This is a genomic window from Agrobacterium sp. 5Ca50, from assembly GCF_055381905.1.
The window spans coordinates 2,766,779-2,786,015 of sequence record NZ_AP026438.1 but is presented as its reverse complement, the minus strand read 5'-3'; the positions used below and the strand labels follow the sequence as shown (position 1 = coordinate 2,786,015).

18 protein-coding genes are annotated in these 19,237 nt (G+C 54.9%); 15 read left to right on the top strand and 3 right to left on the bottom strand.

The features are described 5' to 3' along the window. The first annotated feature begins 90 nt into the window (after positions 1-90). From ACZ5FM_RS13490 to ACZ5FM_RS13435, 12 genes are all read left to right on the top strand, one after another. Entirely contained in the window at positions 91-993 is a 903-nt protein-coding gene (locus tag ACZ5FM_RS13490) for a LysR family transcriptional regulator (protein WP_464038939.1), read from the top strand. A 125-nt stretch (positions 994-1,118) separates the two neighbouring features. After that, positions 1,119-2,654, top strand: a complete 1,536-nt coding sequence (locus tag ACZ5FM_RS13485; RefSeq protein ID WP_464038938.1) for an ABC transporter substrate-binding protein — start codon at positions 1,119-1,121, stop codon at positions 2,652-2,654. Between the two features lie 56 nt (positions 2,655-2,710). Continuing rightward, on the top strand, positions 2,711-3,661 hold the full coding sequence (locus tag ACZ5FM_RS13480; protein ID WP_464038937.1) for an ABC transporter permease: 951 nt from the start codon (positions 2,711-2,713) through the stop codon (positions 3,659-3,661). Then, complete coding sequence (locus ACZ5FM_RS13475) at positions 3,658-4,482, top strand: ABC transporter permease (protein WP_464038936.1); 825 nt, start codon at positions 3,658-3,660, stop codon at positions 4,480-4,482. The genes ACZ5FM_RS13480 and ACZ5FM_RS13475 overlap by 4 nt, the downstream gene beginning before the upstream one ends. A 223-nt stretch (positions 4,483-4,705) precedes the next feature. Then, positions 4,706-5,659, top strand: coding sequence for a sugar-binding transcriptional regulator (locus ACZ5FM_RS13470; protein ID WP_464038935.1), 954 nt, complete (start codon positions 4,706-4,708; stop codon positions 5,657-5,659). A 140-nt stretch (positions 5,660-5,799) separates the two neighbouring features. Continuing rightward, positions 5,800-7,113 (top strand): ABC transporter substrate-binding protein, encoded by a 1,314-nt coding sequence (locus ACZ5FM_RS13465; protein ID WP_464038934.1) that lies wholly within the window; start codon positions 5,800-5,802, stop codon positions 7,111-7,113. Positions 7,114-7,278: 165 nt separating this feature from the next. Then, positions 7,279-8,151, top strand: a complete 873-nt coding sequence (locus ACZ5FM_RS13460; RefSeq protein WP_192488007.1) for a carbohydrate ABC transporter permease — start codon at positions 7,279-7,281, stop codon at positions 8,149-8,151. 11 nt (positions 8,152-8,162) lie between these two features. Next, on the top strand, positions 8,163-8,987 hold the full coding sequence (locus tag ACZ5FM_RS13455; RefSeq protein WP_192488008.1) for a carbohydrate ABC transporter permease: 825 nt from the start codon (positions 8,163-8,165) through the stop codon (positions 8,985-8,987). Positions 8,988-8,998: 11 nt separating this feature from the next. After that, positions 8,999-10,000, top strand: coding sequence for an ABC transporter ATP-binding protein (locus tag ACZ5FM_RS13450; RefSeq protein WP_464038933.1), 1,002 nt, complete (start codon positions 8,999-9,001; stop codon positions 9,998-10,000). A gap of 54 nt (positions 10,001-10,054) precedes the next feature. Then, a complete protein-coding gene (locus tag ACZ5FM_RS13445; protein ID WP_464038932.1) occupies positions 10,055-11,536 on the top strand; it encodes a mannitol dehydrogenase family protein in 1,482 nt (493 codons plus the stop codon). A 15-nt stretch (positions 11,537-11,551) separates the two neighbouring features. Continuing rightward, positions 11,552-12,265: an HAD family hydrolase gene (locus tag ACZ5FM_RS13440; protein ID WP_192488011.1), complete on the top strand. Its 714-nt coding sequence runs from the start codon at positions 11,552-11,554 to the stop codon at positions 12,263-12,265. A 54-nt stretch (positions 12,266-12,319) separates the two neighbouring features. Further along, a complete protein-coding gene (locus tag ACZ5FM_RS13435; protein WP_464038931.1) occupies positions 12,320-13,891 on the top strand; it encodes an FGGY-family carbohydrate kinase in 1,572 nt (523 codons plus the stop codon). Between the two features lie 36 nt (positions 13,892-13,927). Here the strand turns inward: ACZ5FM_RS13435 and ACZ5FM_RS13430 are convergent, their stop codons facing one another. After that, the gene (locus ACZ5FM_RS13430) at positions 13,928-14,764 is read right to left on the bottom strand and encodes a MurR/RpiR family transcriptional regulator (RefSeq protein ID WP_464038930.1); all 837 of its coding nucleotides are present in this window, start codon (positions 14,762-14,764) and stop codon (positions 13,928-13,930) included. A gap of 227 nt (positions 14,765-14,991) precedes the next feature. Between ACZ5FM_RS13430 and ACZ5FM_RS13425 the strand changes: the two genes are divergently transcribed. Continuing rightward, complete coding sequence (locus ACZ5FM_RS13425) at positions 14,992-15,720, top strand: sulfate transporter family protein (RefSeq protein ID WP_464038929.1); 729 nt, start codon at positions 14,992-14,994, stop codon at positions 15,718-15,720. Here ACZ5FM_RS13425 and nth read toward each other — a convergent pair. Next, on the bottom strand, positions 15,694-16,464 hold the full coding sequence (nth, locus tag ACZ5FM_RS13420) for an endonuclease III (RefSeq protein ID WP_192488015.1): 771 nt from the start codon (positions 16,462-16,464) through the stop codon (positions 15,694-15,696). The genes ACZ5FM_RS13425 and nth overlap by 27 nt on opposite strands. Before the next feature lie 184 nt (positions 16,465-16,648). On the opposite strand from nth, the gene ACZ5FM_RS13415 reads away from it, so the two are divergent. Next, positions 16,649-17,146, top strand: a complete 498-nt coding sequence (locus tag ACZ5FM_RS13415) for a DUF2244 domain-containing protein (RefSeq protein WP_250982281.1) — start codon at positions 16,649-16,651, stop codon at positions 17,144-17,146. A gap of 78 nt (positions 17,147-17,224) precedes the next feature. After that, positions 17,225-18,097 carry a methylated-DNA--[protein]-cysteine S-methyltransferase gene (locus ACZ5FM_RS13410; RefSeq protein ID WP_192488017.1) on the top strand — a complete coding sequence of 291 codons (873 nt, stop codon included), beginning with the start codon at positions 17,225-17,227 and terminating at the stop codon, positions 18,095-18,097. 4 nt (positions 18,098-18,101) lie between these two features. Here ACZ5FM_RS13410 and ACZ5FM_RS13405 read toward each other — a convergent pair whose 3' ends face one another. After that, positions 18,102-19,094: a sugar-binding transcriptional regulator gene (locus ACZ5FM_RS13405; RefSeq protein WP_464038928.1), complete on the bottom strand. Its 993-nt coding sequence runs from the start codon at positions 19,092-19,094 to the stop codon at positions 18,102-18,104. Positions 19,095-19,237: the final 143 nt, after the last annotated feature.

Below are 19,237 nucleotides of genomic sequence, written 5' to 3'. Positions count from 1 at the left end.
CATCTCATTCCTGTGCGTGTCAGGAATGAGATGTTTTCGCGTGACATTATCTTCCCTATGCTCCGCCCGTTTTAGAAGGATTTCTGCCGGATGAACCTGCGTGCATTGCTGTATTTCGACGAACTTGTGCGCACCAACTCAATGCGTGCGGCAGCGGAAAACCTCAACGTTGCGCCAACAGCCATCAGCCGCCAGATTGAAAATCTCGAGGAGTATTTCGGAACACAACTCGTGGAACGATCCAGCCGGGGTGTGACGCTGACGGCTGCCGGCGAATTTCTGGCCGCACGGGCAGGCAAGACCCTGCGTGAACTCGATCAGGTCCATCAGTTGATCGATGACCTGAAGGGGCTCGAGCGTGGACAGGTAACAATCTATGCCAATGGCGCGGCGGTTTCGAGCCTGCTTGCACCGGTTCTTGCCCAGTTCAGCCGGACCTATCCCAAACTGCGTTTCGAAGTACGGATCACCAGCGCCCGTCAGGCCATCGATGCGCTTGTCTCCGCGCAGGCCGATATTGCCATCACGTTGTTTGCGCCAAAGACCGCCGAGGTCAAAATCCGCGCCCGTCGCGAAATCGCCTATGATGTCATTCTCCCGGCTGGCCATGCTCTTGCCGGTAAAGATGGCATATCACTCGCAGATCTTGCGACCCTGCCATTGGCGCTTCCGGAAAAGAATTTTGCGGCACGACAGGCCTTTGATGCCCTGTTTGGAGAGGCGGGGATTTCCTGTGAACCGGTGGTTACGGCAAGTTCACTCGAAATTCTGAAAGAGCTCGTCCTTGATGAAACCGCCGTGACCGTATTGCCTGCCATGGCGGTCAAACGCGAAATCAAGTCCGGGCAGATGGTGGCAATTCCCCTTGTTGGCACCAAGGGCGTTCGCACTTATGTCGAGCTTTGTGTTGCGCCAGACCGGGAGCTGTCCTTTGCCGCTTCAACACTTGCCGATTTCATCGAGCACTTCATGCAGCAATCTATTTCAAAGTAGGTGGTTGATTTTTACCCCATACTTCGTGTAGCGCTTTCGGCAACGCGATGAACACAAAATGTTTGCGCGATTTTGCGAATATACGGCCAGTGTGTTTCTTTGCTGTTGCCGCCTAACGGGGGATAATGATGCGCAGTTCTTTTTCTCAGCCGGTACAGCTGACGCGGCGTGTCGCGCTTGGCATTGCGTTCAGTGGTATGCTGGCACTGTCTTTTGTTCCTGCACCCGTATTGGCTGCACCCAAGACCACGCTTGCTCTTGGCATGGGCATAGAGCCAGCAGGGCTTGATCCGACCATTGCCGCACCTGTCGCTATCGGTCAGGTGACATGGCAGAATATTTTTGAAGGTCTGGTCCGCATCGACCATGACGGCAAGATCCAGCCACAGCTGGCTGAAAGCTGGACGATATCTGACGATGGCAAGACCTACACATTCAAGCTGCACAGTGGTGTCAGCTTCCATGATGGCGAAGCGTTCGATTCGTCCGTTGCCAAGTTTGCGCTGGACCGGGCGCGTGGCGATGCATCGGTTAACCCGCAAAAACGGTTCTTTACCTCGATTGATACGATCGACACGCCTGATGCCACCACTCTCGTCATCAAACTGAAGCAACCCGCCGGCAGTCTGCTGTACTGGCTGGGCTGGCCGGCATCGGTAATGGTTGCTCCGAAATCTGCGGAGAACAATAAGACCACGCCCGTCGGTACCGGACCATTCAAGTTTGTGAACTGGGCCAAGGGCGACAAGGTCGAACTGGCTCGCAACGATGCTTATTGGGACAGCTCCGCATCGATCCAGCTTGAAAAGGCGACTTTCCGTTTCATCACCGACCCGCAAGCGCAGGCTGCAGCCCTCAAAGCTGGTGATGTTGATGCGTTTCCGGAGTTTGGTGCACCGGAACTGATGCATTCCTTTGGTGGCGACAAGCGTCTGGTGACCGTCATCGGCAATACCGAATTGAAGGTTGTTGCGGGAATGAACAATACCCGCAAGCCTTTTGACGACAAGCGGGTTCGTCAGGCCCTGATGATGGCCGTGGATCGTTCAGCCGTTATAGAAGGTGCATGGTCTGGTTATGGTACGGCGATTGGCAGCCACTACACGCCCAATGACCGCGCCTATGTCGATATGACCGGCACATACCCGTACGACCCTGAAAAGGCGAAGGCACTGCTGGCTGAGGCCGGGTACGCCAATGGCCTGACGTTTACGATCAAGGCGCCTCAAATGGCGTATTCCCAACGCACATCGCAAGTCCTTCAGGCGATGTTTGCGGAAATTGGCGTAACGATGAATATCGAAACGACGGAGTTTCCGGCCAAGTGGGTTTCCGATGTGCTGAAGGGTGCAGACTACGACATGACCATTGTCGCGCATGCCGAGCCGATGGACATCGATATCTACTCACGGGATCCCTACTACTTCAATTATCGCAACCCGGCCTTCAATGAGATCATCCGCAATGTCGAGATGACAACTGACATTGCCCAGCAGGATGCGCTCTACGAAGACGCACAGGAAATTCTGGCAAAGGATGTGCCAGCGCTGTTCCTGTTCGTGATGCCAAAACTGGGCGTCTGGGACGGGAAACTAAAGGGATTATGGGAAAACGAACCTATTCCGTCTAACGTCCTGAGCGACGTTCATTGGGAAGAGTAACCCTTGGGTTTACAGGTTAAGAGACGTGGTGTGCCCGGCGTGTTGTGGAAGGTATTATGCTGAAACTCGTCGGTCGCCGTTTTCTCAATCTGATGCTGACTCTGGCTTTAGTGTCCGTGCTGATCTTTTTTGTGATGGGGCTGCTGCCGGGTGATCCGGCGGCCATCATGCTTGGCACATCGGCAAGTGCGGAAACACTTGCGGCCCTTCAACAACAGCTCGGCTTGGACCAGCCGTTGCCACTGCGCTATCTGCACTGGCTGGCCGGTGTTTTACAGGGCGATCTCGGGCAGTCCATCACCTATGGCGTGCCGGTGACGGGTCTTGTTCTGGAACGGCTGAAGGTCACAGTGCCACTGGCGTTGATGGCTATTGTGCTGTCCATCGCCATTGCCTTGCCACTCGGTGTGCATGCGGCCAGAAACCGCAACAGGGCGTTTGATGTGGTGGCTGGCATGTTCTCTTATGTCAGCATAGCGGTGCCCGGTTTCTGGGTTGGGCTGTTGCTAATCATTCTGTTTTCGACATTGCTGGGTTGGATGCCCGCCGGTGGTTTTCCCGGCTGGCAGGCTGGCATTGCTGCCAGTTTGCAGGCGCTTGTCATGCCAGCGGTTGCACTGGCGCTTTCACAGGCCGGTGTGCTGACACGGGTCAGCCGGTCGGCCGTACTGGAAGTGCTGAGTGAAGATTATGTCCGTACGGCGCGCGCCAAGGGCTTGAGCGAAGCTGCCACCATCTGGCGCCACGCAGTGCCAAACGCGCTGGTTCCTGTGGTGACGATGATCGGATTGCAGTTCACATTCCTGATTGCCGGAACTGTGTTGGTCGAGAATGTTTTCAACCTGCCGGGATTGGGCAGGCTTGCCTATCAGGCCCTGACACAGCGCGATATCATTGTCATGCAAAGCGTGATCATGTTTTTCTGCGCTCTGGTTATCATCATGAATTTCCTCGTCGATCTGGCTTATCTCTTGATCGACCCTCGCTTGAGAGAGCAGGTGTCATGACGATATCCGCTATACGTCGCCCGATCTTCATGAGCGGTTTGGTCATAACCATGCTGTTGCTGGCCATGGCCGTGTTGTCGCTGTTCTGGACGCCGTATTCGCCCACGAAAATGCAGATCGCCAACAAGCTCAAGGCACCGTTGGAGCAGGGGTTGCTTGGCACGGATCATTTCGGGCGTGACGTTCTGTCGATGCTGATGGTGGGTGCTTGGAACTCACTTTCGATCTCGCTGATTGCCGTGGCGCTCGGTGCCAGTGTTGGCAGCCTGATCGGTGTTGTGGTGGCCGCCAAACGAGGCGTGACAGAAAACGTCGTCATGCGCCTGTGCGATATCATCTTTGCTTTACCGCCCATCCTTTCGGCGATGATGCTTGGCGCATTTATCGGTGCCGGACGTTTCACGGCCATCGTCGCGATTGCCGTGTTCATGGTGCCGGTGTTTGCGCGACTGACGCTGGGCTCCGCGCTTCAAATCTGGACGCGTGATTATGTTACCGCAGCCATTGCCATGGGGCGCAGTCGTCTGCAGATCACGCGGACACATATTCTGCCGAATATTGCCCATATCATTACTGTGCAGATTACCATCCAACTTGGTCTAGCCATTCTCACCGAAACGGGTCTGAGTTTCCTTGGTCTTGGCATGCCACCACCCACCCCAACCTGGGGGCGTATGCTGTCGGACGCACAAACCTATCTCGGTGTGGCCCCATGGCTTGCCATCATGCCGGGTATTGCCATTGCGCTTGCCGTGCTTGGTTTCAATATGTTGGGAGATGGTTTGCGGGACTTGCTTGATCCTCGCTCGCACTCAACCTGAAATCGGCGCCTTGAATATAGTAGCAACATTTATCTATCTGTTTTTGCTTTTATTTTCTAATTTACGCCCGTCGTTCAGCGTGGCCGTCTTTACCACTGTCAATTTGGCCGTTAATGCGTGGTGCAACATGATTTTCAGGCGTATCCTGACAGGCACTGTTTGACAGCGGCCGGCAAATAATGGCAGCAAAACAGGGCGGGATTCTTGAGAAAGGCGCTGTTGAATGGCAAAGCGGTCCGAGACTGGCAGTCGTCTGGATGATGCAGCACGTGCTGGCTGGCTCTATTATGTTGCTGGACGTACGCAGGATGAAATAGCTGCAGCCATGAGCATTTCCCGCCAGACCGCGCAGCGTCTCGTGTCGCTTGCGGTGGCTGAGCGTCTCATTAAAGTCCGGCTCGATCATCCCATCGCTGCATGCCTTGAAAAGGCAGAAGCCCTGCGTCAGAAATTCGACCTTCGATATATCGAGGTGGTACCGAGCGACCCCGAGGGGATTTCGACCACGGTCGGCATTGGCGAGGCCGCAGCGGCAGAGATCGAGCGATGGTTGAAACGGCCAGACCCTATCGTGCTTGCGGTGGGTACCGGCCGCACGCTGAAAGCGGCAGTGGATCAATTGCCGCCGATGGAGTGCCCGCAGCACCGGATCGTTTCGTTGACCGGTAATATCGGACCAGATGGCTCCGCCGCCTATTACAACGTCATCTTCAGCATGGCCGATGCTATCAAGGCGCGCCACTTTCCAATGCCGCTGCCGGTGTTGTGTTCCTCGCCCGAGGAGCGCGAACTGCTGCATGATCAACCGCTTGTCCGCTCGACCCTGGCGTTGGGCACAGCCGCTGATGTGACCTTCGTCGGTGTTGGCGAAATGGGTGAGAACGCGCCTCTGTGTCTCGATGGTTTCCTTGGTGTCGACGAGATGAGGGCACTTGTTGCTCAGGGTGCAGCCGGGGAAATCTGCGGCTGGATGTATGATGAGAATGGCCACATCCTCGACAACGTCGTCAACCAGCGCGTGGCGAGTGTGCCGCTCCCTTCTCGCGACAGTTCTGTCGTGATTGGCATCGCGCAGGGGCAACGTAAATTACTGCCCATGCTGGCTGCTTTGCGGGGACGTTTGCTCAATGGTTTGATTACCGACGAACGTGCTGCCGAATATTTGCTCTCTCACTGAGCAAAAAATAATTATTCCTTTTCATGTCGTTAATTGCCGGTCGCATCAATGTGACAGGTCGGGGCTTGACTTTATCTCGCCTTAAGTGAGTAATTGCCCTGGAGCAAAGCGAATGCTCAATTTTCTTCTGGGAGGAAGATATGACATTGAAAACAATTTTGCTGGGCGCATGCTCGGCGCTCGCCTTTGCGGGCATGGCTTCGGCTGAAACCCTCACCATCGCAACCGTCAACAATGGCGACATGATCCGTATGCAGGGTCTGACGGAAGACTTCACGTCCAAGAACCCGGATATCCAGCTTGAGTGGGTCACGCTTGAAGAAAACGTTCTTCGTGAACGCGTCACCACGGACATTGCCACAAAGGGCGGTCAGTATGACGTCCTGACAATTGGCAACTACGAAGTTCCAATCTGGGCCAAGCAAGGGTGGCTTCTTCCCCTTGAGAAGCTGGGCGATAACTACGACGTTGATGACCTTCTGCCTGCTATCCGCGGTGGTCTGTCGGTTGAGGGCAAACTTTACGCGGCGCCGTTCTATGGCGAATCCGCGATGATCATGTACCGCAAGGACCTGTTCGAAAAAGCTGGTCTGAAGATGCCGGAAAACCCGACATGGGAATTCATTGGCGATGCTGCACGCAAGATTACCGATCGTTCTGCAGACATCAACGGCATGTGCCTTCGCGGCAAGGCTGGCTGGGGTGAGAACATGGCGTTCATCACTGCTCTTGCCAATTCTTACGGTGGTCGCTGGTTCGATGAAAACTGGAAACCGCAGTTCGATCAGCCTGAGTGGAAAAATGCCCTTCAGTTCTACGTAGACCTGATGAAGGATGCCGGCCCCTCCGGTGCTTCCTCCAACGGCTTCAACGAAAACCTGACATTGTTCCAGCAGGGCAAATGCGGCATGTGGATTGATGCCACGGTTGCGGCATCCTTCGTGTCTAACCCGAAGGATTCCACCGTTGCTGACAAGGTCGGCTATGCGCTGTTCCCAACACAGGGTGAATTGAAGAACCACGGCAACTGGTTGTGGTCCTGGAACCTAGCCATTCCTGCCAGCTCGCAGAAGTCGGAAGCTGCTGAAAAATTCATTTCGTGGGCAACAAGCAAGGATTACACCGCGCTTGTAGCCGCTAAGGAAGGCTGGTCAAACGTTCCTCCGGGTACACGCACCTCGCTCTATAAGAACGAAGAATACAAGAAGGCAGCTCCATTTGCCGAGCCGACCCTTGCAGCGATGGATGCGGCTGACATAACCAAACCAACGGTGAAGCCAGTGCCGTACACAGGTGGCCAGTTCGTGGCTATTCCTGAGTTCCAGGCACTCGGTACAACGGTTGGCCAGCTTTTCTCTGCTGTGGTTGCCGGTCAGTCCAGTGTTGATGACGCCCTTGCTGGCGCGCAGTCCACCGCCACGCGCGAAATGACCCGCTCCGGTTACATCAAGTAATCCTCCTGAAGACCACTGTCCGGCACTTGGTGCCGGGCGGTGGGCATGCACTGACTGCTTGAGTTGGTGGGGCATGGGCCTGCGTTGACACCCATTCAAAACAAGAAAATGCCAGACGTTGTTTGCTGATCAAACAAGGAACGTCATTGGGAGGGAGCCGCATCGATGGCTACGCAAAATACAAAAAATCTGGCGCGCGTGATGATGGCGCCCTCCGTTTTGCTGCTGCTGGTCTGGATGATCGTGCCGCTGGCAATGACGCTCTGGTTCTCTTTCCAGAACTATAATCTGCTGAACCCGGCCAATGTCAGTTTCGCAGGTCTGTTCAATTACAAGTTCTTCTATACCGATCCGGCGTTTTTCCAGTCGATCTGGAACACGCTGGTGATCGTTGGCGGCGTGCTGCTGATCACCGTCATCGGTGGCATCGCCATTGCACTGTTGCTCGACCAGCCGATTTTCGGTCAGGGCATCGTGCGTATCATGATTATCTCGCCGTTTTTCGTCATGCCGCCGGTCGCCGCGCTGATCTGGAAAAACATGATCATGCATCCCGGTTATGGGGTGCTGGCGGACTTGAACAGGTTATTCGGGTTTCAACCGATCGACTGGTTTTCACAGTTTCCATTGTTATCAATTGTTATCATCGTCGCGTGGCAGTGGTTGCCTTTCGCAACGCTCATTCTGTTGACGGCCATGCAATCGCTTGATGGTGAACAGAAGGAAGCGGCCGAAATGGACGGTGCCAACTTCATCAACCGGTTCATTTATCTGGTGCTGCCGCATCTGGCGCGCGCAATTACTGTCGTCATCCTTATCCAGACGATCTTCCTGCTTGGCGTCTATGCGGAAATCCTTGTCACGACCAATGGCGGCCCGGGCTACGCTTCGACCAATCTCGCCTTCCTCATCTACCGCACAGCTTTGCTTGGCTATGATGTAGGCGGAGCTTCCGCTGGCGGTATCATCGCCGTTGTACTGGCCAATGTGGTTGCCATCTTCCTGATGCGCGCCGTTGGCAAGAACCTGGACCGATAGGAGGCTTTGTAATGGCTCGCCAAATTACCAAAGGAAGAAAAATCGGTCTAACAATTGCTGCCTGGGCTGTTGCGCTGATTATCTTTTTCCCCATTCTCTACGCATTCATCACCAGCATAAAGACCGAGCCGGAAGCGATTGCCGGGTTCAGCCTCTGGCCATCGGGAACGTTTGAAAACTATGTCACCGTCAACACGCAGCGGGACTATTTCAAGCCGTTCATGAACTCGGTCATCCTGTCGGTTGGCTCAACAATCCTGGCGCTGATCGTTGCTATACCGGCGGCCTGGGCAATGGCATTTTCGCCGACCAAGCGCACCAAGGATATTCTGATGTGGATGCTTTCCACCAAGATGATGCCTGCTGTTGCTGTGCTGGTGCCGATCTACCTGATGTTCCGTGATGCCGGTCTGCTGGATTCCCGCATCGGTCTGACTGTCATGCTGATGCTCATCAACCTGCCGATCGTGGTGTGGATGCTTTACACCTACTTCCGTGAAATTCCGGGTGAAATTCTCGAAGCGGCTAGAATGGATGGCGCGTCACTCTGGAATGAAATCGTGCATGTGCTGACACCGATGGCGGTGCCGGGTATCGCGTCTACGCTTCTCTTGAATGTCATTCTGGCATGGAATGAGTCCTTCTGGACCATCCGTCTTACGACCACGAATGCTGCTCCGTTGACGGCGTTCATCGCGTCTTTCTCCAGCCCTCAGGGTCTATTCTGGGCAAAGCTTTCGGCAGCATCCATGATGGCGATTGCACCAATCCTCGTTCTTGGCTGGTTTTCCCAGAAGCAACTCGTTCGCGGCCTCACCTTCGGCGCGGTCAAATAAGGATAAAAACAATGGGCAGCATTTCTCTCAGAAAAGTTTCGAAAGCCTTTGGTGAGGCCAAGGTTATTCCTTCCATCGATCTCGATATCAACGATGGTGAGTTCGTGGTGTTCGTCGGACCGTCCGGCTGTGGCAAGTCCACGCTGCTGCGCCTGATTGCCGGACTGGAAGATGTGACCGGTGGCCAGATCATTATCGATGGCAAGGACGTGACGGAAACGGCACCGGCCGAGCGCGGTCTTGCCATGGTGTTCCAGTCCTATGCGCTATATCCGCATATGAGTGTGCGCAACAATATCGGCTTTCCGTTGAAAATGGCCAAGATGGACAAGGCGGCCATCGACAAGAAGGTCACCGATGCGGCTGGTATCCTCAATCTGACCGACTATCTGGAGCGTCGGCCTTCGCAGCTTTCCGGTGGCCAGCGCCAGCGTGTGGCGATAGGTCGTGCGATTGTGCGCGAGCCATCGGCGTTCCTGTTTGACGAACCTCTTTCCAACCTGGACGCGGCGTTGCGCGGCACCATGCGTCTGGAAATTTCGCAGCTGCATAACACGCTGAAAACAACAATGATTTACGTCACGCACGATCAGGTGGAAGCCATGACCATGGCGGACAAGATCGTGGTGCTTAACCGCGGTAACATCGAGCAGGTTGGTTCTCCGATGGAGCTTTACCGCTCTCCTGCCAACCTGTTCGTGGCAGGTTTTATCGGTTCACCACGCATGAACCTTTTCAAGGGTGCTTACGCCCAATCGAAGAATGCGGCGACCGTCGGCGTGCGGCCTGAGCACATTTCACTGTCGCATGAAAGCGGCGTCTGGAAGGGCAAGGTCGTGGTGGCGGAACATCTGGGCTCAGACACGTTCCTGCACCTTGATGTTGAAGGCATTGGCAGCATCACGGCACGTGCTGGCGGCGAATTCCAATGCAAACACGGCGACACGGTTTTCCTGACGCCGGATGAAAGCAAACTGCATCGTTTCGACGAGCGGGGTATCGCCATTGCCTGAGCTTGGCTCAGACACCTGGCATCACGAATAATGTTTCCTATCGAGGATAGTACCATGACCTGCAAACTCTCTCTGGCAACACTCGATCAGGTAAAAGCGACTGCCTCTGTTCCTGCCTATTCCCGTGCGCAACTCTCTGCTGGTATTGTGCATTTTGGCGTTGGCAATTTTCACCGCGCTCATCAGGCCGTCTATTTGGATGACCTGTTCAATGAAGGTAATGATCATGACTGGGCGATCATTGGTGCAGGCGTATTACCATCCGACACCGCGATGCGCGAAAAACTTGCGGCGCAGGATTTCCTGACGACGGTTGTTGAACAGGATAACAACCGTACGGCTGCCCGGGTGACGGGGCCGATGGTCGATATCCTGAAAGTCGGCGATATCAATACGACAGTTGAAACATTGGCAGATCCTAAGATCCGTATCGTCTCGATGACGATTACCGAGGGTGGCTATTTCATCGATGCGTCCGGTTCGTTTAATCCGGCACATCCTGCCATTGTCGAGGATGGCCGCAATCCGGCCGCACCCAAGACGGTGTTCGGTTTTATTGTGGCCGGTTTGAAGGCGCGCCAGGAGCGCGGCGTTCAGCCGTTTACCGTGATGTCGTGCGATAACATTCCGCATAATGGCAAAGTGACCCAGAATGCAGTGGTTGGTCTTGCGAAGCTGTCCGATCCGGCGTTCGCAGACTGGATCAAAGCCAATGTTTCCTTCCCCAACTCGATGGTGGACCGCATCACGCCGGCAACCGGCGAACGGGAAATCAACATTGCCCGTGATGATTTTGCCATTGAGGACAACTGGCCGGTGTTCTGCGAAGAGTTCAAACAGTGGGTGATGGAAGACAATTTCCCGGCGGGCCGTCCGAAGCTTGAAAAGGCCGGTGTGCAGTTCGTGCCCGAAGTCGCACCTTACGAGCATATGAAAATCCGCATTCTCAATGGTGGTCATGCCGCCATTGCCTATCCTGCAGCATTGCTGGACATCCACTTTGTGCATGAGGCGATGGAACATCCGCTGATCCGGGCTTTCCTTGCCAAGTTGGAAAAAGACGAAATCATTCCGGTTATCCCGCCGGTGCCGGATACTGACCTCAACGCCTATTTCGATCTGATCGAGCGACGTTTCTCCAACCCGAAAATTGGCGACACCATTCCGCGTCTGGCGCAGGATGGCTCCAACCGTCAGCCAAAATTCATTTTGCCATCGACGGCTGATCGTCTGGCCCGCGGTGAGGATATTGTTGGCCTGTCGCTGGTTTCGGCGCTCTGGTGCCGGTATTTCCACGGCACGTCCGATAGCGGCCAGAAGATCGTATTTAACGACTCCAGCGCCGAGCGCCTGCAAGCTGCAGCTATCAAGGCGAAGGACGAACCCTCGGCATTCCTGGTGTTTGATGACATCTTTGGCGAGGTCGCCAAGTCAGAACTTTTCCGCAAACGCTTCGCGCATGCCTTGCGGACACTGTGGAGCCAAGGTACGGCAAAGACACTTGAACTCTATCTGCAAAACAAGCTCACCAGCTGACAAAAGAGATGCGCCATGCATAACGAAAATACTCCTCTGCTGATTTTCGATTGCGATGGCGTTCTTGTTGATAGTGAGCCGCTGTCGATTGCCGTTCTGATCGAGATGCTTTCCCATCTCGGCGTGCATATTTCAGAAGAGGACGCGTATGATCGTTTCCTCGGGCGCAGCGTCGCGAGCATGATTTCAACCCTGTGGAATGATTACGGTGTTGAAACCGATATCGACTTTCTCGACCACATGCGCAGCCTTCTTTATGAACGCTTTCGCACAGATCTCAAACCTGTCACCGGTGTTGCACAGGCACTGGATAATCTTGAGTGCCGCCGTTGTGTTGCGTCATCCAGCCAGCCGGAGCGCATTCGTTTTTCCCTTGGCCTGACTGGTCTGCTGGACAAGCTGGAGCCGCATATTTTCAGTGCGACCATGGTCAAGAATGGTAAGCCCGCACCTGACCTGTTTCTGTTTGCTGCTGAAAATATGCAGACCAGCCCATCGGACTGCATTGTCGTGGAAGATAGCCCTGCCGGTATCATCGCTGCAAAGGCCGCTGGCATGACTGTTCTTGCATTCACCGGGGCAAGCCACGCCCGCTTTCCAGCCTTTCGTCAAAAAATTGAAATCCTGCAACCGCACGGCATGTTTGACGACATGGACGATTTGGTCCACCTTGTCAGTCAATTTACAAAAAACGGTCATGCAACCAACGAAAGACCGATGCGTTCTTGAAGCCTGATTCAGGGTCCGGTTTTTGAATGATGCCAAGGGGTGGGAATTATCCGTATGCGTGAGTTTCTCGTGGCGGTCGATGTGGGCACCGGCAGCGCACGTGTCGGCGTGTTCACAGTGAAGGGCGCCTTGCTTTCGCGTGTCGCACATCCAATTTCCATGAGCAGGCCACAGGAAAACCATGCGGAACACCAGTCGGAAGAAATCTGGCGGGTTGTTTGCCGCTGCGTGCGTGAAGCCCTTGATATTGCGAAGGTAACCGCGGGCCAAGTTGCTGCCATCGGGTTCGATGCGACCTGTTCGCTGGTTGTGCGTGGTAAAAAAGGTGAGCCGGTTACTGTTTCGGTCACGGGTGAAGACCGTTTTGACACGATTGTCTGGCTTGATCACCGTGCTCTGGCCCAAAGTGACTTTTTATCCGCTTCCGGCCATCCGGTTCTGGAATTTTCCGGCCAGTCAATTTCACCGGAAATGCAAATCCCCAAGCTGATGTGGCTGAAGCAACAAATGCCGGAAACCTGGCAGCGTTCGGGTTACTTTTTTGATCTGGCAGACTTTCTGACCTGGAAAGCCTCGGGTTCGGCCAACCGGTCACTGTGCACGCTCACGGCCAAGTGGAATTTTCTGGCGCATGATGGTGGCTGGTCCGAAGATTATCTGGCAATGGCCGGTCTTGAGGATTTGCTGTCGCGCGGCGGTTTGCCGTCATCGGCCATTGGGCCGGGGACAAGCGTTGGATTTGTCTCGGCCGAAGCCGCACAGCAGCTTGGGCTTGATACCGGCTGCAAGGTGGCTGCAGGCATGATTGATGCCTATGCGGGCGCGCTTGGCGCTTTGGGCGGTTGCCTGAAAGATGATATCGAGCAGCATGCCGCGCTGATTGCCGGCACATCCAGTTGTCTTGTTGCCTTTACGGAAAAACCCAAACCGGGCCACAGCCTGTGGGGACCGTATTGGGATTGTGTGCTGCCCGGCCATTGGCTGGTCGAGGGTGGGCAATCGGTCAGTGGCGGCCTACTCGACTACATCGTGCAGATGCATGCAGCTGGTGGTAAACCTGAGACCGGTTTGCACCAGCGTATAGAGCAACGCGTGCAGCAATTGCGGGTGAAGGAGGGGGCGGAGTTTGGTAGTCGGCTGCATGTGCTGCCTGACTTTCATGGCAATCGATCCCCCTTGGCGGATCCCCATGCGTTGGGTGTTGTCAGCGGTCTGACGCTGGATATGTCCTTCGACGGGCTCTGCCGCCTCTATTGGCGAACAGCCGTGTCCATCGCGCTTGGCACGCGGCATATTCTCGAAGCGATGGAAGACACCGGCTACCACATCGATACGCTGCATGTGACGGGTGGTCATGTGCACAGCAGGTTGCTGATGGAGCTTTATGCCGATGTGACAGGTCGCAATATCGTGATGTCAAAAACGGTTGATGCCGTGCTGCTCGGCACGGCAATGACGGCGGCCTCGGCCGGTGGCGTGCATGCCGATCTTTTTGCTGCCGGTAAGGCCATGCATTCGGCAGGTGAGATGTTGCGGCCCAATCCGGGTCTGACCGGTGGTTATGACCGTGATTATCGACGGTTTATGGCCATGCAGCGACATCGTGAAGAACTCGAAAGTCTTTGACACCCTATGTTTTGCGATGCCAGGGGTTTGACCGTTTCAGAACGCTAGGGCCCGGCTCAATTCCATCAGCCGCTGGCTGCGATCCTCGTTTTCGCTCTGCAGCTGTTTTGTGACGGCACAGGCCAGAAACTCGATCATCGACAGCAGCTGAATGGCACTGCCATGATCGGTCATCGGCACCAGCGGAATTATCAGGCAGATACTGGCACTGCCCGGACCCCATTCGTAATAACGACCGGTGATCAATACGACGGTGTAACCGGCTTTGACTGCCTCATGTCCGAGACGCTGGACATGCGCCGGGTTACCGCCGCAATCCACGATAATCAGCGTGGTGTTCGCAGGTTTGCCGTCAAAAACTGCGACATAACCCGCACCTTTTTCTCTCAGGTGATGCACATTGCCACGCTGTTCCAGCAATTTTGAATGCAGGTAATCGGAAATGCAAAACGCATCGCAGCAGGAGACGATGAACACGTCTTCGCTGGAAGCAATGGCATCAAGCGTTTGTTGCCAGACAGGCTGGCGACAGAGGTCGTAGACGTTTTGAATGGACTGAACCTGCTGCAGCAAAAGCGCCGAAAGAGCGTTTTCCGGCGTGTCCGGTTGTTTCGGTGCCACAATGTCTGTTTGCGGCAGCTGCAACGAAGCTGGATCGCGCAAATGCTGGCGAATGTCGCTGAACTGCTGATAACCGAGCGAACGGATAAAGCGACCGACAGTCATCGGGCTGAGGTTAAGGCGCTGGGCTAAGGTCGCAGCCGTTTCGAATGGCAATTCCGCGAGATGTTCCAGAAGGTATTTTGCAATTCTACGCTCGGAAGGCGTTCCGAATTTCAAAAGCCGGGTCAGTTTCAGGAGTAGATTTTCCAACGCCGTTTGCCTGTTGATCGCGACCCCTATGGGAGCGTGCCGCATGAGTTGGCAAACTATTTCCCCCATAAGCTGTCATGGGATAAACATTAAATTAGAAAGTGCTTTTTTTCAAGCCAAATCTTGGGTGTTGCATTTACATTTTATTAATGCTTGCCCGGGTCTCCATTGCGATAACCGCACTACCTTCCTATGTGGGAAACAATTGTGACTTTGCGAGGGACCAAATGATATTTGATGCGACACGTTTGGCCTTGACCAACATTCTTTCGCCCGAGACACGTTCGGTTTTCTGGAAGGTATTAGGCCTTACCCTGCTGGTGCTGGCTGGCCTTTGGGTGGCCATCAGACAGCTGTTCATTTATCTGGCGCTGCCGTGGATCGATACGCTGTTGCCGGGTATTCCGGACTGGGCAGGTTGGCTCGGTTTTGTGTTTGCCATTCTCGCAGGCATCGGACTGGCGCTGGCACTGGCCTTGCTGATTGCGCCGGTAACGGCCATCATTGCTGGTCTGTTTCTCGACGATGTGGCCGAAGTGCTTGAGAAGCGCGATTATCCGCAGGATGCGCCGGGTCGTGCCATGCCGATGGGTGAGGCCATCTGGGCTTCCCTCAAGTTTTTTGGGGTGATCATTCTTGGCAACCTGATCGCGCTGTTGTTGCTACTGGTTCCCGGCGTCAATCTGGTCGCTTTCTTTCTGGTCAACGGTTACCTGCTGGGCCGAGAGTTTTTTGAATTTGCTGCCATGCGGTTCAGGACGCCCGATGAAGCTCGCCAGTTACGCGCAAAACACGCGGCCACGGTCTTTACCGCCGGCCTTGTTATCGCGCTGTTTCTGGCTATCCCGTTTGTGAACCTGCTGACGCCACTGTTTGCTGCCTCGCTGATGGTGCATTTGCACAAATCCATCAGCATGCGCGAACCGCCGTTAGTCACGCAACAGTTGGGCCGGTAACTCGACCAGCGGAGCCGGAATATCGCAGGATTTTTCCGGTGACTTGCATAAATCAGCGATCACGCAGCGCTCGCACTCAGGTTTGCGGGCCTTGCAGCAGTATCGTCCATGCAGGATCAACCAGTGATGCGCGTGGAACAGGTATTGTTCCGGTATGATTTTCATCAACTTGTCTTCAACGTCATCCGGGGTCTTGCCCGGTGCCAGACAGAGCCGGTTGGCAATACGGAAGACGTGGGTATCAACGGCCAATGTTGGTACGCCGAACGCCATGGACATTACCACATTGGCGGTTTTGCGCCCCACACCCGGCAGCGTGACAAGTTCGTCGCGGGTTTTTGGCACCTCGCCGCCGAAATTGTCGATCAGCATGCGCGACAGCGAAATGACGTTCTTGGCCTTGTTGCGATAAAGTCCGATCGTCTTGATGTGATCGATCAGCCGTTCCTCACCAAGGTCGAGCATTTTTTGTGGGGTATCGGCGATCTTGAACAGGGCACGCGTTGCCCGGTTCACACCAATATCCGTTGCCTGCGCTGACAGTGCAACCGCCACCAGCAGCGTGAAGGGATTGGTGTGTTCCAGTTCACCCTTGGGCTCAGGTCGTTGCACCGAAAAACGCCGGAAGATCTCTTCCAGATCTGCCTTCGAATACAGGGAGCGGGGCGTGCGTCCTTTCCGCGCAGAAGTCTGATTTGACTTTTGCAAGGTTTGGGTGCTGGATCGTTTCTTCGCTATTGTCATGCCTTCATCTATAGCTCGTGTGGTGGATTTTAAATACGCCTCATTCGAGGCTAGGTGGGGAGCGTATTTAAAATCCATAAACCACACGAGAATCAAATAAGTTCTAGTCACCCTTTTGAATCTGAAGTTCGTTCTGTGCGTGCCAAACAGTGTGACGAACTTCAGATTCGGGTGACTAGCCGGAATGCGGGAACGCAACGTGGATACGATAAACGATGAACCGGTTTTTGCTGCACAGTTGGTGCCACACCGTTCGCTGGGGCGAAAAGGGTTTCGGGTGCTGCTGTTACTGACAGGCATGGTCTGCTTCGTCTACGGGGTGTTTTTTGTCGTTACCGGCGCGTGGCTGGTGGGCGTGTTCTTCGGTCTTGATTTTCTGCTGCTCTACGGAGCCTTCAAACTGAACTATCGGGCCGCGCGCAGACGGGAGGAAGTCACCATCTGGCGCACCCGCCTGTCGGTGCGTAAATACGCTCCTTCTGGGCGGATGGAAGAGCATGTTTTCAACCCGTTCTGGACAAGGTTTCGGGTGCGTCGACACGAGGAATTTGGCATCCTCTCCATGCATGTTTCAGGGCAGGGGCACGTGACGGATGTCGGCTCCTTTCTCAATCCGGATGATCGCGAAAGCTTTGCGAAAGCATTCAAGGGTGCCCTGGCTAGAGTAAGACGCAGAATTTAACGTGATGGTTTGCAGACGCAAGAAACGGGTGGCGATGATCGTCCGTCCGTGGTCTTCTGTTACCCAAGGAGACATGCCATGAAAGCCGATCTTATTTTGCAGGAAGATATCACACCTGACGGTTCCGATTACGAGACCGTCCGGCAGGTCATCGAAATCATGACGGTGGACTACCGTGATCAGCCATCGCTGGAAATGATTGCGGCGCGTATGGGCAGATCGCCAACACAGTTGCAGAAGACATTCACGCGGTGGGCCGGTTTGTCACCGAAAGCGTTTCTTCAGGCCGTGACGCTCGATCATGCGAAACGTCTGTTGCGGCAGGAACAGTTGCCGCTACTGGAAACCTCCATCGAGGTTGGCATGTCCGGGCCGGGCAGGTTGCATGATCTGTTTGTTACACATGAGGCCATGTCGCCGGGTGAATGGAAGGCCAAGGGTGAAGGGCTGACGATCCGCTGGGGTTATCATGTCTCTCCATTCGGTCTGGCGCTCGTCATGGTCACCGACCGTGGTCTGGCGGGCGTTGCCTTTGCTGATGCCGGTGAAGAGGCCGCCTGTTTCGAGGATATGGCGCAGCGTTGGCCGAAGGCGAACTACGTCGAAGATGTTGCCGCCACCATGCCTTATGCCTCGCGTATTTTCGAGCCGCAGGCATGGCGTTGCGACCAGCCGCTTCGCGTCGTGTTGCTGGGCACGGATTTTCAGGTCCGTGTCTGGAAAAGTCTGTTGAAGATCCCGTTTGGTAAGGCGGTTACCTATTCCGACATCGCGCAGGATATTGGCCAGCCCACGGCGTCCCGCGCGGTGGGTGCCGCTGTCGGTGCAAACCCGGTGTCATTCGTGGTGCCCTGCCACCGTGCGCTTGGCAAAAGTGGTGCCTTGACCGGTTACCATTGGGGCCTGACGCGTAAACGGGCTATGCTCGGCTGGGAATCCGCGCACGCCTGAGATGTCAGGCGGCGGAACAGTCGTTTGACAGGGCCAGCAATGCCCGTGCGGCTGTTTCATCTGTTATAAGGGTGTTGCAGCCGATGCGTCGTATTGTGGCCTGAATGGCGACAGCACGCTGCGCGCCACCGGATGCCAGAACAATGTGCTTTGCTTTCTTCAGCGTGTCGAGGTCGATCGACATGACGCGCTGGTTGATTGGATGTTCAACGGAATTGCCGTCCTTGTCGAGGAAGTTGAACATTGTATCGCAGACGCAGCCTGCATCGATCAGTTCTTCCAGCGTCTGGCGGCTGATAAAACCTTCGGACAATGACGTGGACTGCGGGCCTATGTCGCCGCAACTGACAATGGCTATGTCGAGTTTTTCAGCCAGATCGTAAAGCGTGTTCAGCCCGCATTTTTCAATCAGGGTTTTGCGGGTTTCTATGGAATCGACCAGCAGCGGCGCAAGGAACATGTAGCATTCGGCGCCAAGCTGGCTTGCCAGTCGCCATGTGTAATCCAAAGGGTTGGTCTGGTGTACAGCGACGATACCTCCCAGCAAAGAAACCACTTTGCAGTTATCACGACGCGGTGGGCGGAAGCTCGCAAGCGACGCTGTCATGGTACGCCCCCAACCAACGCCTATGGTGGCATTTTCCGGGATGGCTTCAGAGAGAAACTGCCCGAGCGCCAGGCCCACTGCCTTTGCGATGGCCGGTGCCGACGTATTGGCCGGGGAAGGAACAATGATGGCCTCGTCCAGCCCGTAGGCTTTTTCGAGCTGTCCCGCCAGCTCAATGAAATCTTCGATACCTTCGTTGATCCAGATCTGCACTTCGGACCGTTTCATGGCCTCGTCGAGCAGGCGAATGACGGTGGACCGGCTGATCCCCAGTTTTTCGGCGACATCCTTCTGCGTCATGCCCTGATTATAATAGAGCCAGGCGGCTCTGAGGCGTAGGGACGAGGCTTCGGAAATGGATGTGTGGGTTTCGCGTCTGAGTTTCGCCACGCTTTTCACCAATGTTTGTTATGCAGCGAGTATGACTTTCGTGAAACTTATGTCAATTGCGTTGCGCAAATGTCTTGACTTTTATCGATCTGCCAAGCGATACTTTTAATCAGGTCAGGACCGTAATTTCGGCCGCACTTCCA

Bases quoted from the DNA above. Each gene is read 5' to 3' on its own strand.
- ACZ5FM_RS13490 (WP_464038939.1), top strand. From the start codon at position 91: ATGAACCTGCGTGCATTGCTGTATTTCGACGAACTTGTGCGCACCAAC.
- ACZ5FM_RS13485 (WP_464038938.1), top strand. From the start codon at position 1,119: ATGATGCGCAGTTCTTTTTCTCAGCCGGTACAGCTGACGCGGCGTGTC.
- ACZ5FM_RS13480 (WP_464038937.1), top strand. From the start codon at position 2,711: ATGCTGAAACTCGTCGGTCGCCGTTTTCTCAATCTGATGCTGACTCTG.
- ACZ5FM_RS13475 (WP_464038936.1), top strand. From the start codon at position 3,658: ATGACGATATCCGCTATACGTCGCCCGATCTTCATGAGCGGTTTGGTC.
- ACZ5FM_RS13470 (WP_464038935.1), top strand. From the start codon at position 4,706: ATGGCAAAGCGGTCCGAGACTGGCAGTCGTCTGGATGATGCAGCACGT.
- ACZ5FM_RS13465 (WP_464038934.1), top strand. From the start codon at position 5,800: ATGACATTGAAAACAATTTTGCTGGGCGCATGCTCGGCGCTCGCCTTT.
- ACZ5FM_RS13460 (WP_192488007.1), top strand. From the start codon at position 7,279: ATGGCTACGCAAAATACAAAAAATCTGGCGCGCGTGATGATGGCGCCC.
- ACZ5FM_RS13455 (WP_192488008.1), top strand. From the start codon at position 8,163: ATGGCTCGCCAAATTACCAAAGGAAGAAAAATCGGTCTAACAATTGCT.
- ACZ5FM_RS13450 (WP_464038933.1), top strand. From the start codon at position 8,999: ATGGGCAGCATTTCTCTCAGAAAAGTTTCGAAAGCCTTTGGTGAGGCC.
- ACZ5FM_RS13445 (WP_464038932.1), top strand. From the start codon at position 10,055: ATGACCTGCAAACTCTCTCTGGCAACACTCGATCAGGTAAAAGCGACT.
- ACZ5FM_RS13440 (WP_192488011.1), top strand. From the start codon at position 11,552: ATGCATAACGAAAATACTCCTCTGCTGATTTTCGATTGCGATGGCGTT.
- ACZ5FM_RS13435 (WP_464038931.1), top strand. From the start codon at position 12,320: ATGCGTGAGTTTCTCGTGGCGGTCGATGTGGGCACCGGCAGCGCACGT.
- ACZ5FM_RS13425 (WP_464038929.1), top strand. From the start codon at position 14,992: ATGATATTTGATGCGACACGTTTGGCCTTGACCAACATTCTTTCGCCC.
- nth (WP_192488015.1), bottom strand. From the start codon at position 16,464: ATGACAATAGCGAAGAAACGATCCAGCACCCAAACCTTGCAAAAGTCA.
- ACZ5FM_RS13415 (WP_250982281.1), top strand. From the start codon at position 16,649: ATGCGGGAACGCAACGTGGATACGATAAACGATGAACCGGTTTTTGCT.
- ACZ5FM_RS13410 (WP_192488017.1), top strand. From the start codon at position 17,225: ATGAAAGCCGATCTTATTTTGCAGGAAGATATCACACCTGACGGTTCC.